Source organism: Abiotrophia defectiva ATCC 49176, assembly GCF_037041345.1.
GTDB lineage: Bacteria > Bacillota > Bacilli > Lactobacillales > Aerococcaceae > Abiotrophia.
Window position 1 is genome coordinate 341,609 of record NZ_CP146287.1, and the last position, 20,914, is coordinate 362,522.

General features: G+C 44.1%; 17 protein-coding genes. 13 read left to right on the forward strand and 4 right to left on the reverse strand.

All coding sequences use genetic code 11. The features are described from left to right. The first annotated feature begins 278 nt into the window (after window positions 1-278). Genes V7R82_RS01680 through V7R82_RS01690 form a run of 3 tightly spaced genes read left to right on the forward strand, consistent with a single transcriptional unit; the run spans window position 279 to window position 3,110 of the window. Window positions 279-1,199, forward strand: a complete 921-nt coding sequence (locus V7R82_RS01680) for an FAD:protein FMN transferase (RefSeq protein WP_338543727.1) — start codon at window positions 279-281, stop codon at window positions 1,197-1,199. 27 nt (window positions 1,200-1,226) lie between these two features. Beyond that, window positions 1,227-1,835, forward strand: a complete 609-nt coding sequence (locus tag V7R82_RS01685) for an NADPH-dependent FMN reductase (RefSeq protein WP_070755753.1) — start codon at window positions 1,227-1,229, stop codon at window positions 1,833-1,835. Window positions 1,836-1,862: 27 nt separating this feature from the next. Then, window positions 1,863-3,110, forward strand: a complete 1,248-nt coding sequence (locus V7R82_RS01690; RefSeq protein WP_291454415.1) for an NAD(P)H-dependent oxidoreductase — start codon at window positions 1,863-1,865, stop codon at window positions 3,108-3,110. Window positions 3,111-3,214: 104 nt separating this feature from the next. Here V7R82_RS01690 and V7R82_RS01695 read toward each other — a convergent pair whose 3' ends face one another. Continuing rightward, complete coding sequence (locus V7R82_RS01695; RefSeq protein WP_023392450.1) at window positions 3,215-4,030, reverse strand: helix-turn-helix domain-containing protein; 816 nt, start codon at window positions 4,028-4,030, stop codon at window positions 3,215-3,217. 227 nt (window positions 4,031-4,257) lie between these two features. Between V7R82_RS01695 and V7R82_RS01700 the strand changes: the two genes are divergently transcribed. The 8 genes from V7R82_RS01700 to V7R82_RS01735 all read left to right on the forward strand — a co-directional run bounded on the left by V7R82_RS01700 (window position 4,258) and on the right by V7R82_RS01735 (window position 12,856). After that, window positions 4,258-5,349: an aldose epimerase family protein gene (locus V7R82_RS01700; protein ID WP_338543026.1), complete on the forward strand. Its 1,092-nt coding sequence runs from the start codon at window positions 4,258-4,260 to the stop codon at window positions 5,347-5,349. Window positions 5,350-5,420: 71 nt separating this feature from the next. Then, a complete protein-coding gene (locus V7R82_RS01705; protein WP_338543027.1) occupies window positions 5,421-6,599 on the forward strand; it encodes an iron-containing alcohol dehydrogenase in 1,179 nt (392 codons plus the stop codon). A gap of 651 nt (window positions 6,600-7,250) precedes the next feature. Further along, entirely contained in the window at window positions 7,251-9,308 is a 2,058-nt protein-coding gene (locus tag V7R82_RS01710) for a BglG family transcription antiterminator (RefSeq protein ID WP_338543028.1), read from the forward strand. Between the two features lie 13 nt (window positions 9,309-9,321). Continuing rightward, window positions 9,322-9,633 (forward strand): PTS sugar transporter subunit IIB, encoded by a 312-nt coding sequence (locus V7R82_RS01715; protein WP_268445335.1) that lies wholly within the window; start codon window positions 9,322-9,324, stop codon window positions 9,631-9,633. 15 nt (window positions 9,634-9,648) lie between these two features. Continuing rightward, window positions 9,649-10,932 (forward strand): PTS sugar transporter subunit IIC, encoded by a 1,284-nt coding sequence (locus V7R82_RS01720; protein ID WP_338543031.1) that lies wholly within the window; start codon window positions 9,649-9,651, stop codon window positions 10,930-10,932. Between the two features lie 17 nt (window positions 10,933-10,949). Continuing rightward, on the forward strand, window positions 10,950-11,348 hold the full coding sequence (locus V7R82_RS01725; RefSeq protein WP_338543032.1) for a tetratricopeptide repeat protein: 399 nt from the start codon (window positions 10,950-10,952) through the stop codon (window positions 11,346-11,348). A gap of 21 nt (window positions 11,349-11,369) precedes the next feature. After that, on the forward strand, window positions 11,370-12,233 hold the full coding sequence (locus V7R82_RS01730; RefSeq protein WP_338543034.1) for a class II fructose-bisphosphate aldolase: 864 nt from the start codon (window positions 11,370-11,372) through the stop codon (window positions 12,231-12,233). An 8-nt stretch (window positions 12,234-12,241) separates the two neighbouring features. Further along, window positions 12,242-12,856, forward strand: coding sequence for an AAA family ATPase (locus V7R82_RS01735; RefSeq protein ID WP_338543036.1), 615 nt, complete (start codon window positions 12,242-12,244; stop codon window positions 12,854-12,856). A 34-nt stretch (window positions 12,857-12,890) separates the two neighbouring features. Here the strand turns inward: V7R82_RS01735 and V7R82_RS01740 are convergent, their stop codons facing one another. From V7R82_RS01740 to V7R82_RS01750, 3 genes are all read right to left on the reverse strand, one after another. Then, on the reverse strand, window positions 12,891-13,178 hold the full coding sequence (locus V7R82_RS01740) for a nucleotide pyrophosphohydrolase (protein ID WP_422388391.1): 288 nt from the start codon (window positions 13,176-13,178) through the stop codon (window positions 12,891-12,893). 14 nt (window positions 13,179-13,192) lie between these two features. Next, complete coding sequence (locus V7R82_RS01745) at window positions 13,193-14,839, reverse strand: DUF2075 domain-containing protein (RefSeq protein WP_338543040.1); 1,647 nt, start codon at window positions 14,837-14,839, stop codon at window positions 13,193-13,195. 130 nt (window positions 14,840-14,969) lie between these two features. Beyond that, complete coding sequence (locus V7R82_RS01750; RefSeq protein ID WP_338543042.1) at window positions 14,970-15,572, reverse strand: recombinase family protein; 603 nt, start codon at window positions 15,570-15,572, stop codon at window positions 14,970-14,972. Between the two features lie 117 nt (window positions 15,573-15,689). On the opposite strand from V7R82_RS01750, the gene V7R82_RS01755 reads away from it, so the two are divergent. After that, entirely contained in the window at window positions 15,690-16,376 is a 687-nt protein-coding gene (locus V7R82_RS01755; RefSeq protein ID WP_338543044.1) for a methylase, read from the forward strand. Window positions 16,377-16,384: 8 nt separating this feature from the next. Then, window positions 16,385-20,746, forward strand: a complete 4,362-nt coding sequence (locus tag V7R82_RS01760; RefSeq protein ID WP_338543729.1) for an Eco57I restriction-modification methylase domain-containing protein — start codon at window positions 16,385-16,387, stop codon at window positions 20,744-20,746. Window positions 20,747-20,914: the final 168 nt, after the last annotated feature.

Below are 20,914 nucleotides of genomic sequence, written 5' to 3' on the forward strand. Positions count from 1 at the left end.
TTGGACAATAAAAAATCCAACTCATGGGGTGCAGTTCAAAAGCTTTACTGTTTTTTCTTTGCCTAAAAGACTTAAGGAAGAAGCCACTATTCACATTGATCAAAGGCTGACTGGGAGCCAGACGCCAGTCCAATCTCGTCAATAGGCTGACCGTCAGCTTTTCCTCATCTTAGCCCCATGCCTGGCCCTCAGGATTGATTCTAGAATAACTTGTGAAAACGCTATAGAGGTGTTATAATAGGGGTGGATGTTTGTATAACACGGAGGGGAGTGGTGAATTGCCTTATATCAAACGTATCATTCATTTGATGGGTGCGACAATCGCCATTTCACTGGCAGACTCGGAAGATCCGAGCCTCCTCGATGCGGTGGAAGAACGTCTACATACCTATAATATGCGCTTTAGTGCCAATGATGCGCGCTCGGAGCTTATGCAGGTCAATCTGCAAGCAGGCTTGGCCCCAGTGACCGTCCACCCCGAGCTCTTCGAGCTCATTCAACTGGGACGGACCCACAGCCTAGCCCCTGGTAGCCATCTCAATATCGCCATAGGGCCCTTGGTCCAAACCTGGCGGATTGGCTTTAAAGATGCCCGCGTCCCAAGCCCACAGGAAATTCAATCGGCCTTGGCTCTCACGGACCCAACCAATATCCTCATGGATGAGGACAAGTTGGCAGTCCAGCTGGCCTTGCCCGGCATGAAGCTTGACCTTGGTGCCCTAGCCAAAGGTTATATCGCTGACCGTCTTAAGGATTTCTTGTTAGCGCAGGGAGTCCAATCAGCCTTGATTGACTTAGGCGGTAATATTCTGACCATTGGCCAGAATCAAGACCGGCAGCAAGCTTGGCAGATTGGTATCCAGAATCCCTTGGCGGCACGTGGCCAACACCTGATGGTTCTGCCTATTGTGGACCAATCGGTGGTGACCTCAGGCATCTATGAGCGGACCCTATCGCGCGGAGGCCAGACCTACCACCACATACTGGATCGCCAGACGGGTTATCCTATGACTAGCCCCATTGCCAGCCTGACCATCATTGCCCAGCATTCCGTCGATTGCGAAATCTGGACAACCCGCCTCTTCGGCGACATGCCAGCGGATATCCTGGCCCAGGTCGAGGCCCAACCCGGTCTAGAGGCTGTCTTAGTCACCCAAGACCAACACATCTACCATACTTCCGGTCTCAAGCGAGACTGAACATTCTAAGTATAGAGAGGAACACTTATGACAAAATTTATTGCACTTGTTGGGACTAACTTCCAACGTTCCACTAACCGTCGTTTGCTTCAATACATGCAGAAGCATTTTGCTGATAAGGCAGAAATCGAACTTGTTGAGATTCAAGATATCCCACTCTTCAACAAACCAGCTGACAAGCAAGTTCCAGAAATCGTTAAGGAAATTGCTGCTAAAATTGACGCAGCTGATGGGGTTATCATCGGGACACCTGAATACGACCACGCCATTCCAGCGGTCTTAATGAGCGCCTTGGCTTGGCTCTCTTATGGGATTTACCCACTCTTGAATAAGCCAGTTATGATTACCGGGGCTTCTTACGGGACCTTAGGTTCTTCACGGGCTCAATTACAATTACGCCAAATCCTGGACTCCCCAGAATTGAAGGCTAACGTCATGCCTGGTTCAGAATTCCTCTTGTCACACTCCTTACAGGCCTTTGACAAGAAGGGCAACCTAATTGATCTAGACACCATTAAGAAATTAGACGCCATCTTCGATGATTTCCGTTTATTCGTGAAGATTACGCAAAAGCTGAAAAGCGCGCAAGATCTGCTCCACAAAGAAGCGGAAAACTTTGACTGGGAAAACCTATAACATACGTGACGAGAAGGGAAGAAAACTATGAAATTTGTCGGACTTGTTGGTTCAAACGCTGAACAATCCTATAACCGTAAATTATTAGAGTTTATCCGCCGGGAATTTAAACTCAAATTCGAATTAGAAGTGTTGGAAATTGATGAAGTACCTCTCTTCAATCAAGAAAGCAAATGGGACGATAGCTTCCAACTTCGCTTCTTATACAACAAAATCACACGTGCGGATGGGGTCATTATCGCAACCCCAGAACACAACCACACCATTACGGCAGCCTTGAAGAATGTCTTGGAATGGTTGTCTTATGAAGTACACCCATTTGAAAGCAAACCTGTTATGATCGTAGGGGCTTCCTACCATGATCAAGGGACTTCACGTGCCCAAGTTCACCTCCGTAAGATCTTGGACGCACCAGGGGTCAACGCTTATACCTTACCAGGGAATGAATTCCTATTGGGTAAAGCCAAAGAAGCCTTCGACTTGAACGGTAACATCACCAACGAAGGCACCGTTAAGTTCTTAGGCTCCTGCTTGGATAACTTCGTTAAGTATGTGGAGGTCGTTTCTAAATTGAAGAAACCAAAACCAATCGAGCCTGAAGACTTAGATGTAACTAACCCAATCGCGACTACCATCCAAGGGGTGGATCCAGATGATCCAGAATGGGTAGAAAAAGCAGCTGAGCTGGTAGGGGCAGTCTCTGGCGATACTTACGTTAAGTTAGACCACGGGATTCTGACTGTTAACCAAATCGACATGTTCCTTAAGGCCATGCCTTTCGAGTTGACTTATGCCGATGATAACAACCAATTCCTCTACTATAACAACGCTCACCAAGATCCTAACACCATGTTCGCTAAACGCGTGCCATCTCAATCAGGTAGCCGCTTATCAACCGTTCACAACTCCTTGCCTGCTGCGCGGATGAAGAACGTTGAGTGGGTAGTTGGGGTTCTCCGTAACGGCGACCAAGAATACGTACGTACGATTGTACCGGGTTCACCTGAAGGGGTTATTAACACCCACAACTACCAAGCTATGTATTACCCAGATGGGTCTTACGCTGGGATCAACGAGATTGTCTTCAACTTCCAACCATGGTTAGACTGGTACTTACAATCTACTGGTCAACGCCTCGTTGGCGGTAACGGCAGTGTGGCCCCTGGCCCACACGGTGGTGGCCATGCCGATGCGACTTCTGGTGCTTCTGATGCGCCAGACAGCCACGGTGGCGGCGGTGCACAAGCTGACGCTACTTCTGGCGCTAGCAACTAATTAAGCCTAAGCAAAGGGCGCCCGACTTAGTTGGGCGCTCTTCTTATATTTGTGGCATAAAAAAATCCCTGCCGCAGCAGGGATTGAAGTCAAAATGAGTAGCCTTATAATGGCACCGTGTTAGCTGAGTAGCGTTTGCGGTATTGGGAAGGCGTACAGTGGTTGTTCTCCTTGAAGGTCTTGGAGAAGTGAGAAGGTGAGTGGAAGCCAACCCGGTCTGAGATATCAGAGACGGTAATGTTAGACTTAGCCAATAGCTTCTCTGCTTCTTCTAAGCGAACGTGAATGAGGTAGTCAATGGGTGACAAGCCAGTTTGTTGCTTGAAGAGGCGGATCAGGTAGTATTTATTGATATCCACCAAGTCAGACAACTCTTCCAAGGTAATCTTCTTAGAGTAGTTCTTGCGGATATAATTTTGGAGCACGTCAATCTCATTATGCTTAGCTTGGAGGCTGGCGTCCTTGATTGATAATTCGTTGTGACGTAAGAGATGAATCATCACACACTCAATCAACTTTTTCATGATGAGGTCGGAACCGCGGAAACGGTTGGACTCTTCAATCAGAGCCAAGTCCAAGTAGTACTTGAGAGTTGGGTTAGGATGGGAGGCCACAAATAATTGTGAGCTAGAGTTGGCTTCCTGAGAGGAAGTGAAGACAACGCCGGATAGGGCAATGCAGATCCAGTCAATCTTCCGAATTGGGTCAAGGGTAATGGTGGTGCCTGGGTTCAGGATAATGACATCACGTTTTTTGATTTCGTGTTGTTCATATTCTGAGTGACAAATACCCGCGCCTTTGTTAACATAGAAAATTAATAAATCTTCTGATGCTATTTTGTGATGCTCGTTGGCAGGTAATTGCTGAGTTGTAATCGAAGTTAGCTTGACTGATGCAGAATTTACATTCGAAATATACATAAAAAGCAATCTCCTTTCTGTTTTTGAGCGAACGTGCAATGTTCTACTATAATAATACACCATTTAAATTAAAATTGGAACCCGTACCATTGGGTTTCCCATTAAATTTTAATTAAACTTCTCCAAAATATTGGTTAGCAGGCCAAGTTCCATGATTTTTGCTGTTGTCTCATGGTGCTAAAAATTGGTATAGTTATATTGTAAACGGTTTAACGGAGGGATTCAAGATGTATATAAAGGAAATATCAAAAAATTTTACAGATAAAAAAGTCACGGAAATTCTGGTAGAAAATAAGCAGGGCTTACGGGCAAGCTTCTGCACCCTGGGTGCCCGAATTAGTGATTTATCAATTCCTGGCAAAAATGGTCGAGAATCCTTGATTCTCAGTCTGACTAATTTAGAGGACGAAGCCACTTACCATACCTATTATGGGGCCACAGTGGGACGCGTAGCCGGCCGCATTGGGCCTGAGCCTTTGAGCTTAGGGCAGGAAGCCTTGGCCTTGACGCCTAACGAAGGATCCATCCATTTGCATGGGGGACCAGAAGGTCTAGACCTGGCGAACTGGGACTATGAAATTGAAGAGGGGCCGGACCAAGTCTCCGTCATCTTCAGCCTAGTGGACCCAGCCGGCCACAATGGTTATCCAGGTAACTTGTCAGCCCGGGTCATCCATAGCCTGGACCAGGATAATTGTTGGACCGTCCGCTATGAGGCTAGCACAGATGCGCCTAGCTATTGGAACCCAACCAACCATGTTTACTTCAACCTCAACGGTAATGCCCAAGCGCCCATCACTAACCATATCTTACAAGTTGAGGCCAGCCGCATGATTCCGCTAACCCCAGCAGGCCTGCCCCTAGGAGGGACTTGGGCCTTGGATCAGCATCCAGGCTTGGACTTGCGTTTAGCGGACCAGACCCTAGGCCAGGTCATTGACCGCCATCCTCATGAAGAGCAGTTGGCCATCCGAGGCAAGGGGCTGGACCATGCCTATGTCTTGGATGCCCCGGAGCCAGTCGGCCAGGCTCACGCCTTAGGCCATGGCCAGGAAGTCGCGCCTCAAGGTAGCTTAACCGAACCGGCTAGCGGTCGCCAGGTCAAGGTTTGGACCGACCGGCCGTGCGCGGTCATCTATACCCATAACCATCAAGTTCCAGGCTTTATCCTAGGTGGCAAGGAGCAGGTGCCTTATATCGGTGTCAGCTTCGAGACCCAGGTGGCGCCTGACGCCCCTCACCACCCAGACATGGGCTCTATTGTCCTGACGCCAGACCAGGCCTATCTGAGTGAGACTTGTTTCAAATTGTCTTGGTAGGCTAACTGAGCTTGCCAGCCTAGCTTCCTCATTTCCCTTCCCCCAGCTTTACCATAGAAAGGAAGAAATTTATGGATAACTTTATTTACGACATTCCGACCAAGCTCTACTTCGGCCGGGGCCAAATCGCCCATCTGCCAGAACTAGTCAAGGCCAAGGGCCGGCGCGTCCTCCTGGTCTACGGCGGTGGCTCCATTAAGAAGATAGGCCTCTATGATACCATTTTGGAGCTCTTGTCCGACTGCCAAATCGTGGAACTAGCTGGCGTAGAACCTAATCCCCGCATTGAGTCCGTTCGTCAGGGGGCTGCCCTCTGTAAGGAGCACAACATTGATGTCATCTTGGCCGTAGGGGGTGGCTCTACCATTGACTGCTCCAAGGTCATTGCGGCGGCCGCCTGTTATGAGGGGGATGCCTGGGACCTAGTGCTAGACCCAAGCAAGATCAGCCAAGCCCTGCCTTTGATCGATGTCTTGACCCTGTCAGCGACCGGGACCGAGATGAATACGGGGGCCGTTATTACTAATTTCGAGACAGATGATAAGAAGGGGACCGGCGCCTATGTCCTCTATCCTTACGCTTCAATCTGTGACCCGACCTACACCTTCACGGTCTCAGCCTATCAGACGGCAGCCGGGACCGCCGATATCATGTCCCATACCTTCGAGAATTATTTCCAACATCAAGAAGCCTTTATCCAAGAACGCCTAGCCGAGGCCATTCTGTCTTGCTGCATCCGCTATCTGCCAGTGGCCTTGGCTAACCCTGATGACTACGAGGCCCGGGCCAACCTCATGTGGGCTTCCACCATGGCACTCAACGGCCTGACTTCCAAAGGCCGGGCCGGTGCCTGGACCTGCCATGCGATTGAGCATCTCTTGTCGGCCTACTATGACATTACCCACGCAGTCGGCCTAGCTATTCTGACCCCGCGTTGGATGGCCTATGTCCTCAATGATCAGACCGTGGACCGCTTCGCCCACTATGCTCGCACCGTCTGGCTGGTGCCCGAGCAGGCCGATAAATACCAAATGGCCAAGGCCGGCATCGAAGCTACCTATCAGTTCTTCGAAGACCTGGCCCACCTACCTATGACCCTACCAGAAGTCGGCATCGATGACGCCAAATTCGATGTGATTGCCGAGCGCGTGGCGCCCCGCCTGACGGCTAGCTATGTGCCGCTCGCAGCGAAAGATGTACGCGCCATTCTAGAAGACTGCCTAACGCCTGGCGTGACCTATCGGAGTTAGGAGAGTATGTGACTTGTTTGGCGCCAGTGGTCCACTCGGCCGAGTGGACCACTGGCTGTGCCAAGAAGTGCCAAAAAGCCACTAAAAAGGCAGAAAAGTAGGGAGCTAGTGGTCCACTCCGTCGAGTGGACCACTGGCTAGGCCGAGAAGCGCCAAAAAGCTACTAAAAAGGCAGAAAAGTAGGGAGCTAGTGGTCCACTTTGTTGAGTGGACCACTGGCTAGGCCGGGAAGCGCCGAAAAGCTACTAAAAAGTTAGAATAACTAGGTGCTAGTGGTCCACTAATTCCTTTTCCCGATTCAAATACAAAATGAAAAACGGCTAACTCCAGTCATAGCTACCTAGAATCTAAGGTGCATATGTAATCTAGGCCGTAAATATGCTTAACTATACCCCAAAGGTTGGATTGATTACCCAACTTTTGGGGTTATTTTAATATATTTAGGCCATCAAAGATCTTTAGTCTGTTCATCGTTTATCAGTTTTCTAAAATAGTATTTTGGTGTGAGTGATTTAACATCATATATTGAGTTAAAGTACTTGGCAGCCAACAAAATATCATAGCTTATTAAATTTCCGGTATGAAGTGAAATAATATCTACTACATTTAGTTATAGGAGCCATATATAATTTAGATAAGGAAGGGAAAAGTATGAATGCGCGTCAAACAGAGATTATTAATCTATTACTACTTTCCTATGTGCCAATACATCTTCGGCAATTTGAAATGCAATTTGGAGTAAGTGGCAGAACAATCAGAAATGATATTGCGGAAATAAACGAAATTTTGGAAGAAAATCATTTTCCAAGGATTCATTCTGATAGGCGTAAGGGTTTCTCTTTATCTCTTGATAGGGAAGAAAAGTCTAAGCTTCAGGAATTCATTGGCTTGAAATTGGATGAGGAATACCTAACTCGAGAAGAACGGGTGTTGGATTTACTAGTCGAAATAGCCTTTAGCACCAATCCGGTCTATCTCTATACCAAAGAAGAAGAGTACGGAGTTTCTAAATCTACAATTGATGAAGATATGCGAGTGCTTCGTTCCTTATTGAGAGATTATTCAGTAAAAATCGTGAGCCAACCTAAATTAGGTGTCCTGTTAAGTGGACAAGAATCTTCTATTCGCATCATGTTGTACTCACTTATTAGCAATCATCTCTCAAAAGCCGAGAATAAAATGAAGCAGTCAAAAGTCTTGTTTAAGCATTTTGCTCAGAAAGTTAAGCAACTGAATCAATTATTTGAAGAAGTATTCGAGTCACGTGTAGATAAGCTTTATCAGCTAAATTATATCTTGTTTACTCTAATCTGGATTCTGCGCGTTCGTAAAGGAGAGCATATTGAGATAAGGGAACTCCCAATTGGAGAATTAGAAGAAGATGAACTCTCTAAGCAGTTTGTTGAGCGAGTAGCCATAAACTTCAAGCTCAAGGAAAAAGAAATCGAAAAAGACTATATTTTCCGTATGCTACAATCCTTTAATTTGCAGAAATTATCTTCAACCGTCAACTGGTTACAGCTACAAATCTTAGTAGTAGATCTCATTCGCTTCATAGAGCAGCGTACAAGTATTCCTTTCTCCCACAAGGAGAACACCTTGCAACAAGCACTGTTCAATCATTTCATTGCACTGGCTTCTCGGGTGAATAATCATATTCAATTAACTAATCCTTTAAAGGAGAAGATTATTGAAAACTATACAGAAATCTTTGAAGCCATGACAGTCTTTAAAAGCCGGATAGAGGAGGTGTTAGAAAGCGAAATTATTGATGATGAGTTAGCTTTCTTATGTATTCACTTTTCTACAATTCTTAGCCAACTCAATAAAGAGTCAGCCTATTACTATAAGACAGTCGTTGTTTGCCATTATGGCATCGCAACAAGCCAATTATTGGCGCAAACGCTTATTGAATTCTTCAATGTCGAAATCGTAGCCGTCTTAAATTCGAGTGAAGTGGGAGTGATTGAGAAACTAGATGCAGACATTGTATTTTCAACTATTGAGTTAGAGGACGTCACCAAACCAGTCTTAGTAGTTAACTCAGTCTTAGATGAAAATACCAAGCAGCAAATTCGTCAGTTTTTAGAGTTAAATCAACCAAGAAGGAGATTAGTTTCTAATCGGCAAGATTACACGGAAATGCTAAGAGAAGTGCTCACGATTTTTGAAAAGAATCAATCAGTCGATGGTGAGGTGTATACAGACTTAGAGACAATTTTCAAGAAATATCGATTAGATATTAATCCAAGAGAGGTACAGCCTATGATTCAAGATATTTTAATGGATCAAAACATTCAGATTACGTCAGAGGAAATGGATTGGAAAGACTCAATTCGCTTTGCAGCAAAACCTTTATTGGATGAGGAGGCGATTACGGAACACTATATCGATGAGATGATTCGCACAGTAGAAAAATATGGACCATACATTGTCTTAGCCCCTCATATGGCGCTAGCTCATGCAAGACCACAAGATGGTGCAAAAAAACTAGGTCTCAGCTTAAGTATTTTTAAGTGTCCTGTTTCTTTTGGAGAGAGTAAGGAGCAACAGGTATCCGTCATGTTTTGTTTGTCAGCCATTGATTCTTTCTCACATCTCAATATTATGAAGAGCTTGGTGAACTTGATTCGTGCTACAAATAAAATTGAGGAACTCTCAAAAGCGAGAGATATCCGATCAGCCAAAACAATCTTATTACAAGACTAGGGAGGAGATTCGAATGTCGGGAAAGGTCAAAATGTTATTTGTATGTGGTGCAGGTTTAGGGTCTAGTTTTGCAGCGCAGATGGCGACGGAGGATGTATTGAATAAGTATCATGTGGATGCTCATTTAGATCATGTCGATATTTCTACTGCTGCTTCTATGAGCCCAGATATTATTATTACAGCTGAAAACTTCAGAAAGCAATTCGAGAAATTCAATATTGATACGGAAAAGACAGCCATTGTTTTCCTTAAAAATATTGTCTCAGGTTCTGAAATAGAAGAAAAGGTAATCCCCATTTTGAAAGCAAAAGGCTTCATCCATTAGAAGGAGGAAATGGAAATGAGTATTCTAAATTTCATTATTAATAATGTGTTGACAAATGCTGCGATTACAGTCTCTCTCATTGCAATGTTGGGGCTCATTTTACAGAAAAAATCCGTTGGGCAAGTAGTTTCTGGTACTTTAAAAACCTTGCTTGGTTTTCAAGTGCTAAGTGCTGGCTCAAGTGTTATTGTCGCAAGTCTGATTTACTTTGGTGAAATTTTCAAAAAAGGATTCCATACTCAAGGGATAGTGCCATCCATTGAAGCGATTAACGGTCAAGCCATGAATGATCTAGGCCTTGGGAGTTCCATCGCCCTAACCTTTCTTGCTATCTTCGTCTTCAATATCATCTTAGCCCGTATTACTAAATGGAAGTATATCTTCTTAACAGGCCAAGCCTTACTTTGGATGGCCACTATGACTACCGTCTTTGGTTATGCTGGCGGATTAAGAGGTCCTGTGCTCATCCTGGTTGGTGGTTTAGTTGGTGGGATCTTCACAGTGGCTATGCCAGCCATCGCCCAACCAATCATTCGCAAGATTACAGGGTCAAATGATATTGCTCTAGGTCACTTCTGTACTATCGGCTATATGTTTGAAGCAGGGGTCGCTAAGCTCTTTGGCGAACGTGGCGAGAATAAGAAGTCGATTGAAGAAATCGAGCTACCAAAATCATTCGAGTTCCTACAGGATACCTATTTATCCGTAATGGTTGTCATGGTTCCAATGTTCATCATTACCGCTCTCTTCGCAGGACCAGAAGCTGTTGATACTGGTACTCAAAACTACATCATGTATGCCTTCTTGCAATCAATTCAGTTCGTTGTTGGGGTATACATCCTATTAGCAGGGGTGCGCTTATTGCTTGGTGAAATCGTGCCAGCCTTCCGTGGTATCGCCATGAAACTGGTGCCTGATGCCATTCCTGCGCTCGACTGTCCAGTCTTCTTCCCATATTCACCAAACGCTGTTATCTTAGGCTTTATCACCACAACCATTGGTACTCTTATCGCCATGTTTACCTTACCATTCTTCGGATTAGCCATGATCTTGCCAGGGATGTTAACTAACTTCTTCGCAGGGGGTACTGCGGGTATTTTCGGTAACGCAACAGGTGGTAGAAGAGGGGCTATCATTGGTGGTATTGCCCATGGGTTCTTCATTACCTTGCTACCAGCCTTGCTTGTTACAGCCTTCAATCAGCTAGGCTTTATCAATGCGACAGCTACTGACGTCGATACGGTAACCGCAGCCTTACTATACTTCTGGATTCTCAATCCAATCTTTAAAATGTTCTAATAGGTGAGGTGACCGCCATGTTCGATTGGTTCAAATCTAAAAAGAAGGAAGCTCAAAAAACGAAAACTGAAGAAAAGCCAGAAAGACTAATCTCCCAGGAAGAAGTTCAAGAATTAATCCAGAGAGATTTAGAGAAAATTAAGGCTACTTCAGATGAGGAAGTACTAGCGAAGCTATATGAGCAGGTGGGAATTTATTACTGGCAATTAAACGAGGTAGACGATGCCATTGAACACCTGGAAAAAAGCCAAGAATTGAAACCTTCCATGGGAGAAGGATATAAGAAGCTCATGTTGCTCTATAATAGCAAGCGTGCAGAAGCTGCTAAGAACCGGGATGATGCTAGCATCGATTACTACATGAATAAGTTAGACGACATGAGAAATCTTGCCAAGAAATTGACGCTTTCTCGCTAGGGACTGAAGGGAGGAAAGAGTATGTATAAGACCGTTCGAGACCTAACAGAAGATGCAGAACGACTGAATATGACCATCGGAGCATTCAATATGCATAACCTAGAAATGCTCCCCGATATGATTCGAGCAGCCAAGGAAATGGGCGCTCCTATTATCATACAAACGAGTGTCGATACCGCAAAATACATTGGTTACAATGTCATCGTTGCCGTAGTAGAAGAGTTAGCCAATTCTATGATTGTGGATGTAGCTTTGCATTTAGATCATGCTAAGGATTTTGATGCGATTAAGGATGCTATCGAGGCAGGTTATTCTAGCGTCATGTTCGATGGGTCAAGTCTTCCCTTCAAGGAAAATATTGAGAAGACTAAACTAGTTGTAGAATACGCCCATGCACGAGGCGTATCGGTTGAAGGGGAGCTAGGGACCATTGGTGGAACGGAAGAAGGAATCTCCGTGTCCGAAGAAGATAAGGAATATACCAGACCTAATGATGCGGTGACCTTCGTTCGAGAAACAGGTGTTGACGTATTGGCAGTAGGGATTGGCACCAACCATGGGCAATTCAAGTCGAAAACAAATGTGAAGATCCTACTCTTAAAAGAAATCCATCAAGTAGTGGATGTTCCGCTAGTGATTCACGGTGGGACTGGTGTTAAGGAAGGAGATTACCCTGATTTAATCAATAATGGGATTCGCAAGTTTAACGTTGGCACGGAGTTGCTCGTCAACTGGACCCAGCAAGCCAAAGATTGCTTCGCCGAGACTCCCGTGAATAAGTCGCTTCGCTATAACATTATTCCAGCCAATCAAAAAGTAAAGGAAATCGTGAAGCATAAAATCGGGCTCTTCATGAATAAAAATCAACCCTTAAATGTTGGGTAGGGATGACTATGAAGAAAAAATACCTAATTCTACTTGCTGGACCTCCAGCGACAGGTAAGAGTTATTTAAGTCGCCTCATCTGCCACGAACTTCCTGAGACCTATACCGTCTCGCCAGATGAGTTGAAGGAGAATCTAGCAGATAATGTAGGATTCAACTCAAGTGAAGAGAAGATTGAATTAGAAAAATTGGTTTGGACCTATTATTATCAAGCTCTTGACCTATATATGAAGATAGGGAAACAATTTATCTTATCCGAATACCCCTTCTCCTACAAGCAACAAAAAAAGCTAGGAGAATTATCTGCCACCTATCACTATGACGTTATTACTATTCGATTAATATGTGACTTTGAGACTTTATGGGAACGGAGGATTAATAGAGACTTATCGCCAGAACGTCATTTAAGCTATATCACTAGCTGCTATCACTATGGTGATAGATTGGAAGACAGAAGGCGAGCAGACCAGCTCATTACTAAGGAAGAGTTTGCTAAAATCATTGAGGATAGAGGCTACAATCACTTCGAAATGGGAAAACTCTACGAAGTGGACGTTACAGACTATTCTAAGGTCCATTATGAGCCGCTGTTAGCAGAACTGAGGAAGCTAAAAGAAGTGTAAGAAAAAAACCGCCCGTGGGAACGGGCGGTTTTGCTTATTCTTTCGGTGCCGGATACTTAAGAGCGTTCTTGACTAACTTCTCCCGGATAATCTGATCAATATCGAGGCCTAGGTTATCGGCTAACATATAGGTGTAAATGAGGACGTCCGCTAACTCCTCTTTGATATGTTCCAACTCAGGGCCGTTAACGTCCTCGGGTGACCGCCACTGATAAATTTCCATAAGCTCCGCTGCTTCAATAGCAACCGACATGGCTAGGTCTTTTTCATTATGAAAGGGACGCCAGTTGCGTGCATCGCGGAAGGCATTGATTTCGTCCATAATGGTCATTGATATCACTCCTCTGTAGATTTTGCTGCGGCTTGTAGAGCCAGTAATTTGTCGCGTAGGCGTGGATTAACGGCATAAAGGTAGAGGCCTTTGACACCGCGCTTGAGCAGGACATTCAAGGAATTGAGAATCATCTGCTCCAAGGCTTGGGCATAGGTGTCATCATCCATATCAGCCCGCCGGACCTTGGCGCCACGGTCCATGTAACGGTTAGGGTCCACAACAATCCGATCCGTCTCAGGATCATAGTCGACCGAAGGACCAATCACCACGCCAGCATAGTTGAGGTCGAAGCCTTGAATGGTGTAGATAGAGCCTACTTCACGGATGGTCTCAGGACGCTCGGCCCAAGTTTGGTTGTCTACGGTTGAGTTCCAAGGCAGGTTAATGCCGCCGGGATCGACTAGGTAGCTATTACCATCCTTCTTATGCTCATAGTCGAAGGTTCCAATGATGCGGGATAGGCCTAGAATCCGATCTTTCTCCCAAATCATATCCTTGAAGCGACTTGGATCTGCTACTACTTGGAAGTCAAAACCATCCGTTTCAGGCCAAGGCGAGAGCAGTCGCTGGTCCACTAAGTCATCAATCCAATCAATGACAGCCCCAGCCCCCTGCATACGGAACTGGTCGGTCAGATGGAAATGATGGAGCTTGAGCTCGCTCCCTATAACGGCCGAGAGTCGTTCCTTGTCCCAGTGGCTTTTTACTTTGAGAACTTGCTTAGAGTCAAAGATACAGACCACAATTTTGGCTAACTTGAGAATCTCGCTTAGGTGGTTATCCTGCCTGAAATTATTATAGGCATCAGACTGGGATAAGAGCAAATGGGCTTCATCAATCAGGACAATATCGACTTCCTGCCCCTTGTTAATGAAAGGGGTAGGCTTGTCGAAGGAATTCTTCTTGAGATTGGGCAAGCCGGCAGCGATGGCCTTATAGGTCTTCAGCATCTCGCTATGGTTGACTAGGAGACGGCTCTTAACCCCATGGAAAGGAGAGCTCTTGTCCGCAGCCAGATCTGCCAGCCGATGCATAATAGCTGAGAGGACGACGCTCTTGCCAGTGCCAGCCTCGCCTTCGACTAGGAAGAGATGGTGTTGGTTGTCGGAGAGTGCTTGTTGGCAGAAGTTGAGCACTTCATCTTTAATGGCTTGTTGGGCAGTAGACAGTGTTTTGAATGGCGACAGCTTAAAGATGTCCTTATTTTCTATTTCATCTATGGTGTGGTTGACAAGTTTCTTGGCTCGTAAGCTCTCCCACAGTTGGGGAAATAGCTCTTGCTGGAAGTAGGCCTTGTTAGCATAATTAGCTGTCTTCTTCTGCTTGGTCTGACTCCGGTTCTGCAGCTTATATTTCTCATCCGCTAGGAAATAGTTAATGAGTTTGGTTTCGAAGTCATAGGTAGCGGACTTATGGAAGTCCTGGTTCCCAATTAGAAGTGTCTGGGTCATTTTGCAGCGACGCAGATCTTTTAGGTGCGCTTTCATGCGCTTGGGCATTTGGTCTGTTTCGCCAATATAGGCATCAGGTCGGCGCTTGTCCGTATTATGTAGAATGTAGATAATGGGATAGTCGGTAAGTAACTCTTCTGTAATTTGTCCAATCGAGTCCTTGTCAAATCGTACTTCTTCAAGTATAAAATCCGCCATTAGGCCACCGCCTTGTCTAAGCTAAGGGTCCGAGAAACCGAGGTTTTTCGGACTCTTTTTTTATCATTTAATGAAGGCGGTTTTAGGCCCCTTCTCACAAGACTTATTATACCATTTTTTGGACTTTCTGCTAGAGGTTAAGATTGCCTTTTTTTAGTTGCTTTAGGTAGTAGTAAAACTTGGATTTTTTAACCTGGGTCAGTTGAAGAATTTCTTGGATTGACAATTGATTTTGCGGCCGATTTAGATATAGCTCTAGTGCCCTTTCAATTCGGTCATAGTGTTCTCGTGGTCGGCCTAACTTAATACCATTTAGTCTTGCTTTCTCAATTCCTGCCCCTGTACGTTCGATAATCAAGTCACGTTCGAACTGAGCGAATGCCCCTAATATGTTGAACATCAGCAAGCTTAAGGGGCTTGGCTTTTCGTGAGCTTCGAAGATCAAATTATCTTGTAAAAATCGCACTTGAACACCTTTGCTGTTGAGGGTAGTCACAATTTGATTAAGGTCAATAATGCTACGTGCTAGTCGGTCAATTTTGGTAACAACCACCTCATCTCCGCGCTGCGCTATCTCCAAAAGATTCTGCAAAGCTTCCCGATTCTCAGTTGTAGTACCACTTGTCTTGTCGACGAATATTTGGCAGACGCCGTAGTTACGCAGTTCTTCATATTGAATATCCGTCTTCTGCTGAGCAGTCGATACCCGTACATAGCCATATTTCTTTGTCATTTTCATACTCCTTTTTGCACCCATCTAGTTAGTAGTGCTGGGTTCACCATAGCATAGTTCACCTCTAGTCCGAAAAACCTCGGGTTTGTGGACTGGGAATGAGAGCTGGGTGAGTGCATGTCAGAGGGATTAATAAAAAGTAAGAAACGCGTTCAGCAGCATGGGGAAGTCTTTACTCCTGCTTGGATGGTGAAGAAGATGCTAGATACTCCAGGCATAAAAGAAGCCTGCGAAAATATTTATGCTACTTTTCTAGAGCCAGCAGCAGGAGATGGCAACTTCCTCTTAGCAATTCTAGAACGGAAGCTGAAGGCTGTAACAGAACAGTATGATAAACGCAATTGGAAAACCAAGGCGTTAGTAGCTCTAGCCTCAATTTATGGCATCGAGTATCTTGCAGACAATCTGGATGTAGCACGCTCGAGGATGTTTAATTACTATCTCGATTGGTATGAAGAGGCTTTTGGTGAGCGACTCAATAGTCAGACCAATATCTACAAATCGGCGAATTATATCATCCACAAGAATATTGTAAGAGGGAATACCTTAACCAAACGTCACCCCATAACTGAAGAGCCAATTCGAATGATTGAATGGCAGAAAGTTCCGGGATATCCGAGCAAAGTTCGAGCTGTTCCTTTTGCCTTTGCTGAATTATTCGGTGAAGAAGTGGAAGAGGAGAAAAAACTTGTAATGGAACAACTTAGCCTCTTTGAATGGGAGGAAGAGGTTGCTAGCAAGCCAGAGGTTGAAAAAGTCATAACAGAAATTGAAATACAAAAAGTATACTTATTGGGGGATTAAGGATGAGTGTGGTTTCAAATTTTGATTTTCTAAGTGTCGATTTAGATACAGCAGAATTGTATGCGACTATCAATATGGCGGAAGAAAACTACGCTCAGAAAGACTATGAAGGGACCTTGACCAAAGTCCGTAAAGTCGCGGAAAATACAGCCAAGTTATTTGCAGACCGTGCCTACATTGAATTGGGGGAACGGGATAATTTCAATGAGATTCTTCGGAAAATTAAGTACTCGATTAATGATAAACATGTTGTGGATTATTTTTACGAGATTAAAGGGAAAGGCAATAATTCTGCCCACGTTCTGAACCCTTCTGACGCAACGCAAGAGAATGCGCTTAGAGCCTTAGAGCATATGTTCTATATCTTAGTCTGGTTCGTTATTAACTATATTGACGATGAAATTCAGGCTAATTTATTCGATGAATTTTTAGAACCTAAAGCTCAAGCCCTCTACAAAACGGCTGAGCGGAAATTTATCTATGTTCAGACAGTTGACAATGCGAGTGGCCAATTTCCTGCTTTTGATGGGACTTACAAAGTTGGCGAAGGAACCGTTCCAGAAGACGAAGTCGAGGGAGACTGGAGTCCGAATAGTAGTTTCTTACGGAAGTTAGCTCCTAAAAGAATTAAACAATACATGAAGACCTCAGGTCTGCCTTTTATGTTGGGATGGGTTGAACTAGCCTATCGCAAATCAGACAAGACCTGGTTTCATGATTATGATGTCCATAATGTATTGAGACGTTCTGGAATTAAGCATGCGGAATTGCTAGAAGGCAATGAGTGGTTTGATACGGATTTGGAGACAGCTAAATCAGCTATTCAAGCGGTAAAGGCTGGACGTGAGTATATCAATGAGTCGGTAGAAGAGAAGACGGCGGTCATTTTACGTCCAGAACAAGAAGAAGCAGTAGCGAAGACGCGTCAGGCCTTCAAGACTAAGGATACAATGCTATGGAATGCTAAAATGCGCTTTGGCAAGACATTAACGGCTCTTCAGTTGGTCAAAGAAGAAGGTTTCCAAAAAGTACTGATTATGACGCACCGTCCCGTTGTGTCAGATTCTTGGTTCCAGGACTTTGAGAAAATGATGATGAGCCAAGAAGGTTATGAATATGGTTCAGTGACCCAAGGTGCCTCGCTTGAATCGCTCAAAAAGGGAAACAAGCCTTTTGTTTATTTTGCTTCCATTCAGCTCTTACGTCATAATAATGCGCAAACGAACTTGAGCCAATTTGCTGAGGTAGACTGGGATCTTATTCTGATTGATGAAGCCCATGAAGGTACTCAGACTCAGCTAAGTGAACTTGTAATGGAGCAGTTAGTTAAGGATAAAACCAAAGTTCTGGAGCTATCTGGGACCCCCTTCAATCTCTTGGATAAATTTGAAGAAGATCAAGTTTATACCTGGGACTATACCATGGAACAGACGGCTAAGCTTAAGTGGGCGCTCGAGAAACCAAATGAACCAAACCCTTACGAGAAGTTACCGAAGGTATCTATGTATACCTTCGAGATGAAGAACAAGAAATTTTTAGATGAACGGAAATCTTTTAATTTCAGAGAGTTCTTCCGCACAGATGATTCAGGTTGCCTGGTCCATAAGCAAGAGGTTCGAGCCTTTCTTGATAATATTACCAATCCTGATAGCCGAACAAACTATCCTTTTTCAACCAAGGCCTACCGAGAGGAGTTGCGGCACACACTCTGGTTATTACCAGGAGTTAAAGAAGCCAACGCCTTAGAAGACCTTATGAAGCAGCATCCAATTTTTGGTAAGGAGTACCAAATTGTCAATGTAGTTCGAGGAAGCGAGCGGGATAGTGACGATGGTGTTGCCAATGAGGCGGACTTAGAGAAAGTTCGCAAGGCGATAACAAAAGATCCCTCTCAGACAAGAACCATTACCCTAACGGTTCGAAAGTTAACAACTGGCGTCAATATTCCTGAATGGACGGCTGTTATATTTTTATCCAATACTAATTCTGCTATGAACTATCTACAGGCCGCTTTTCGAGCTCAAACACCATTTTCTCATGAAAAATTAGGGATGAAAAAACATTGTTATATCTTTGATTTTGCGCCAGATCGAGCGCTGACCGTGATGGCAGAGAGTGCGCAGATTAATTCTGGTGTGGGTAAGAAAAATACACACCAGCAGAAGAAAGCCATGTCTCACCTCTTGAACTTCTTGCCAATTCTTGGTCAAGCAGACAATGGCATGAAAACTTATGATGTTGATCGCATGTTAACTCAATTGAAGAAGGTCTATGCGGAGAAAGCAGTACGGTCTGGATTTGAAGACGACAGTCTCTATAATGATAAGCTTCTAACCCTAACAGAGGGCGATGCTAAGTTGTTCCAAGACTTGAACGCGATTGTAGGTAAAACGAGCAAACAGAAAACACCTAAGACGATTACGGTGAATGACAATGGTTTGACCGATGAAGAATACGAGAAGGGTGAGAAGGGCAAGAAAAAGAAAAAACGAGACCGCACCCCTGAAGAGCAAGAAGCAATTGAGAAGATTAAGAAGGCTAAGCAACAGCGCAAGACCATGATTTCAATCTTGCGAGGGGTATCAACTAAGATTCCTCTCATGATTTACGGGATGGATGTCGATATTCAAGATGATATCTCGATTGAGGAATTCGTCAAGCAGGTGGATGATAAGTCTTGGAAGGAGTTTATGCCTAAGGGCTTTACTAAGGAGATGTTCCAGGAAATCACCCAATTCTATGATGCAGAAGTCTTCGTGGAAGCAGGCCGAATTATTCGACACCGCGCCAAAGAATTAGACGAGCTAGACTTTATTGAACGTGCTGAACGGATTGCTGAATTATTTGGTAGTTTCAAGAACCCCGACAAGGAAACAGTCCTCACCCCATGGCGTGTTGTCAACATGCAAATTGCCAAGGGAATAGGTGGCTTGAACTTCTACGATGATGATTTCCATGTGATGACGGATGGCGGAAGGCCTAACCTACATTGGGTAGAGCGTGAAGTAACTAAGGAAATCTACCACCCAGATACTAAGATTATTGATATAAACTCCAAGACTGGCCTATATCCTTTGCATGCTGCGATGAGCTTATACTATCAGGCCATGTTAGCGAATGAAGACAAGCGATTTATTGATAGACAGGTCTATCAGTCGATTCTAAGCAGAAATATCTATGTTATTGCCCAAACCCCAATGGCCAAAACCATTACGGAGCGGACACTAGCAGGATACAGAGGTTATAAGACGAATGTGGTCTATATCCCGGGGCTAACGGACATCCTAAAGCAGGATATAGACAAGGGTAAAGAAAAAGTAGAGGAGGCGTTTGGTCACGTGAAATTTGATGTTGTGGTGGGGAATCCGCCGTATCAGGAAACTTTGGAGGGAACTAGTGATCGTCCTTTATATAATTACTTTATGGAATTATCATATAAAATAGCTGACAAAGTAATATTGATAACACCAGGAAGATTTTTGTTTAATGCGGGCAAAACTCCAAAGGCATGGAATGAAAAAATGCTGTCTGATGATAATCTAAAAGTTGTATTTTACGAACAGGATTCTGCTAGTGTATTTCCAAATACGGACATTACAGGAGGCTTAGTAGTTTCATATAGAGAGAAAGGTAGCAAAATTGGCCCCATCAGAACGTTTACCACGTATGATGAGTTAAATAAAATTTTAAATAAAGTGATAAATTCAAATGACTTTCATTCTATTGTTTCAATTATATATTTACAGAATCGATTTGATTTGAATCAACTTTTTGAAGATTATAATGAATTACGGCATGTAATTGGAAGCGAAGGGAAAGAAAGGCGGTTAACAACCTCCATATTTGAACAAGTGCCTATATTCTATGATAGTAGAGGTAATAAAGAAGATATTAAGGTGCTCGGTCTGATAAAAAATATCCGGAAGTATAAGTATATTAACAATAAATATATCGAAGCCCACTCAAATCTAAAGAAATATAAAATAATTTTGCCAAAATCTAATGGGAGTGGAGCAATTGGAGATGCAGGGCCTACTCCTCTAATTGGAGAACCCCTAATTGGAGAACCATTAACTGGATATACCCAATCATTTATTTCTTTTGGGGCATTTGAGAAGTTTATAGATGCTAGCAATTGTCTCAAATACATTAAAACAAAATTTGTAAGAGCTTTGTTAGGAACTTTGAAAATTACTCAAGACAATAATAAAGATACTTGGAAAAACGTTCCACTTCAAGACTTTTCATCCAATTCCGATATCGATTGGTCACAATCTATTGCTGACATTGATCAACAACTCTACAAAAAGTATGGGTTGAGTGAGTCAGAGATTGCCTTCATTGAAGAAAAAGTCCAAGCGATGGAATAAACTTTATATACACTTAGAGAGCCCGCCAATTGGTGGGCTCTATCCATGGTAAAAAGCGAACTGAAGTTCGCATCGGCTCTTCCATATTCCCTCCAATAGGCGTATAATAGAGATTGTAGAGAAGTGAAGACGGTGGTGACTCCCACTCAGGAGGAGGTGGTGCTCTAT

Excerpts from the sequence above, each read along its gene's own strand:
- V7R82_RS01685 (WP_070755753.1), top strand. The coding sequence starts at position 1,227 with ATGACAAAATTTATTGCACTTGTTGGGACTAACTTCCAACGTTCCACT.
- V7R82_RS01690 (WP_291454415.1), top strand. The coding sequence starts at position 1,863 with ATGAAATTTGTCGGACTTGTTGGTTCAAACGCTGAACAATCCTATAAC.
- V7R82_RS01695 (WP_023392450.1), bottom strand. The coding sequence starts at position 4,030 with ATGTATATTTCGAATGTAAATTCTGCATCAGTCAAGCTAACTTCGATT.
- V7R82_RS01700 (WP_338543026.1), top strand. The coding sequence starts at position 4,258 with ATGTATATAAAGGAAATATCAAAAAATTTTACAGATAAAAAAGTCACG.
- V7R82_RS01705 (WP_338543027.1), top strand. The coding sequence starts at position 5,421 with ATGGATAACTTTATTTACGACATTCCGACCAAGCTCTACTTCGGCCGG.
- V7R82_RS01710 (WP_338543028.1), top strand. The coding sequence starts at position 7,251 with ATGAATGCGCGTCAAACAGAGATTATTAATCTATTACTACTTTCCTAT.
- V7R82_RS01715 (WP_268445335.1), top strand. The coding sequence starts at position 9,322 with ATGTCGGGAAAGGTCAAAATGTTATTTGTATGTGGTGCAGGTTTAGGG.
- V7R82_RS01720 (WP_338543031.1), top strand. The coding sequence starts at position 9,649 with ATGAGTATTCTAAATTTCATTATTAATAATGTGTTGACAAATGCTGCG.
- V7R82_RS01725 (WP_338543032.1), top strand. The coding sequence starts at position 10,950 with ATGTTCGATTGGTTCAAATCTAAAAAGAAGGAAGCTCAAAAAACGAAA.
- V7R82_RS01730 (WP_338543034.1), top strand. The coding sequence starts at position 11,370 with ATGTATAAGACCGTTCGAGACCTAACAGAAGATGCAGAACGACTGAAT.
- V7R82_RS01735 (WP_338543036.1), top strand. The coding sequence starts at position 12,242 with ATGAAGAAAAAATACCTAATTCTACTTGCTGGACCTCCAGCGACAGGT.
- V7R82_RS01740 (WP_422388391.1), bottom strand. The coding sequence starts at position 13,178 with ATGGACGAAATCAATGCCTTCCGCGATGCACGCAACTGGCGTCCCTTT.
- V7R82_RS01745 (WP_338543040.1), bottom strand. The coding sequence starts at position 14,839 with ATGGCGGATTTTATACTTGAAGAAGTACGATTTGACAAGGACTCGATT.
- V7R82_RS01750 (WP_338543042.1), bottom strand. The coding sequence starts at position 15,572 with ATGACAAAGAAATATGGCTATGTACGGGTATCGACTGCTCAGCAGAAG.
- V7R82_RS01755 (WP_338543044.1), top strand. The coding sequence starts at position 15,690 with ATGTCAGAGGGATTAATAAAAAGTAAGAAACGCGTTCAGCAGCATGGG.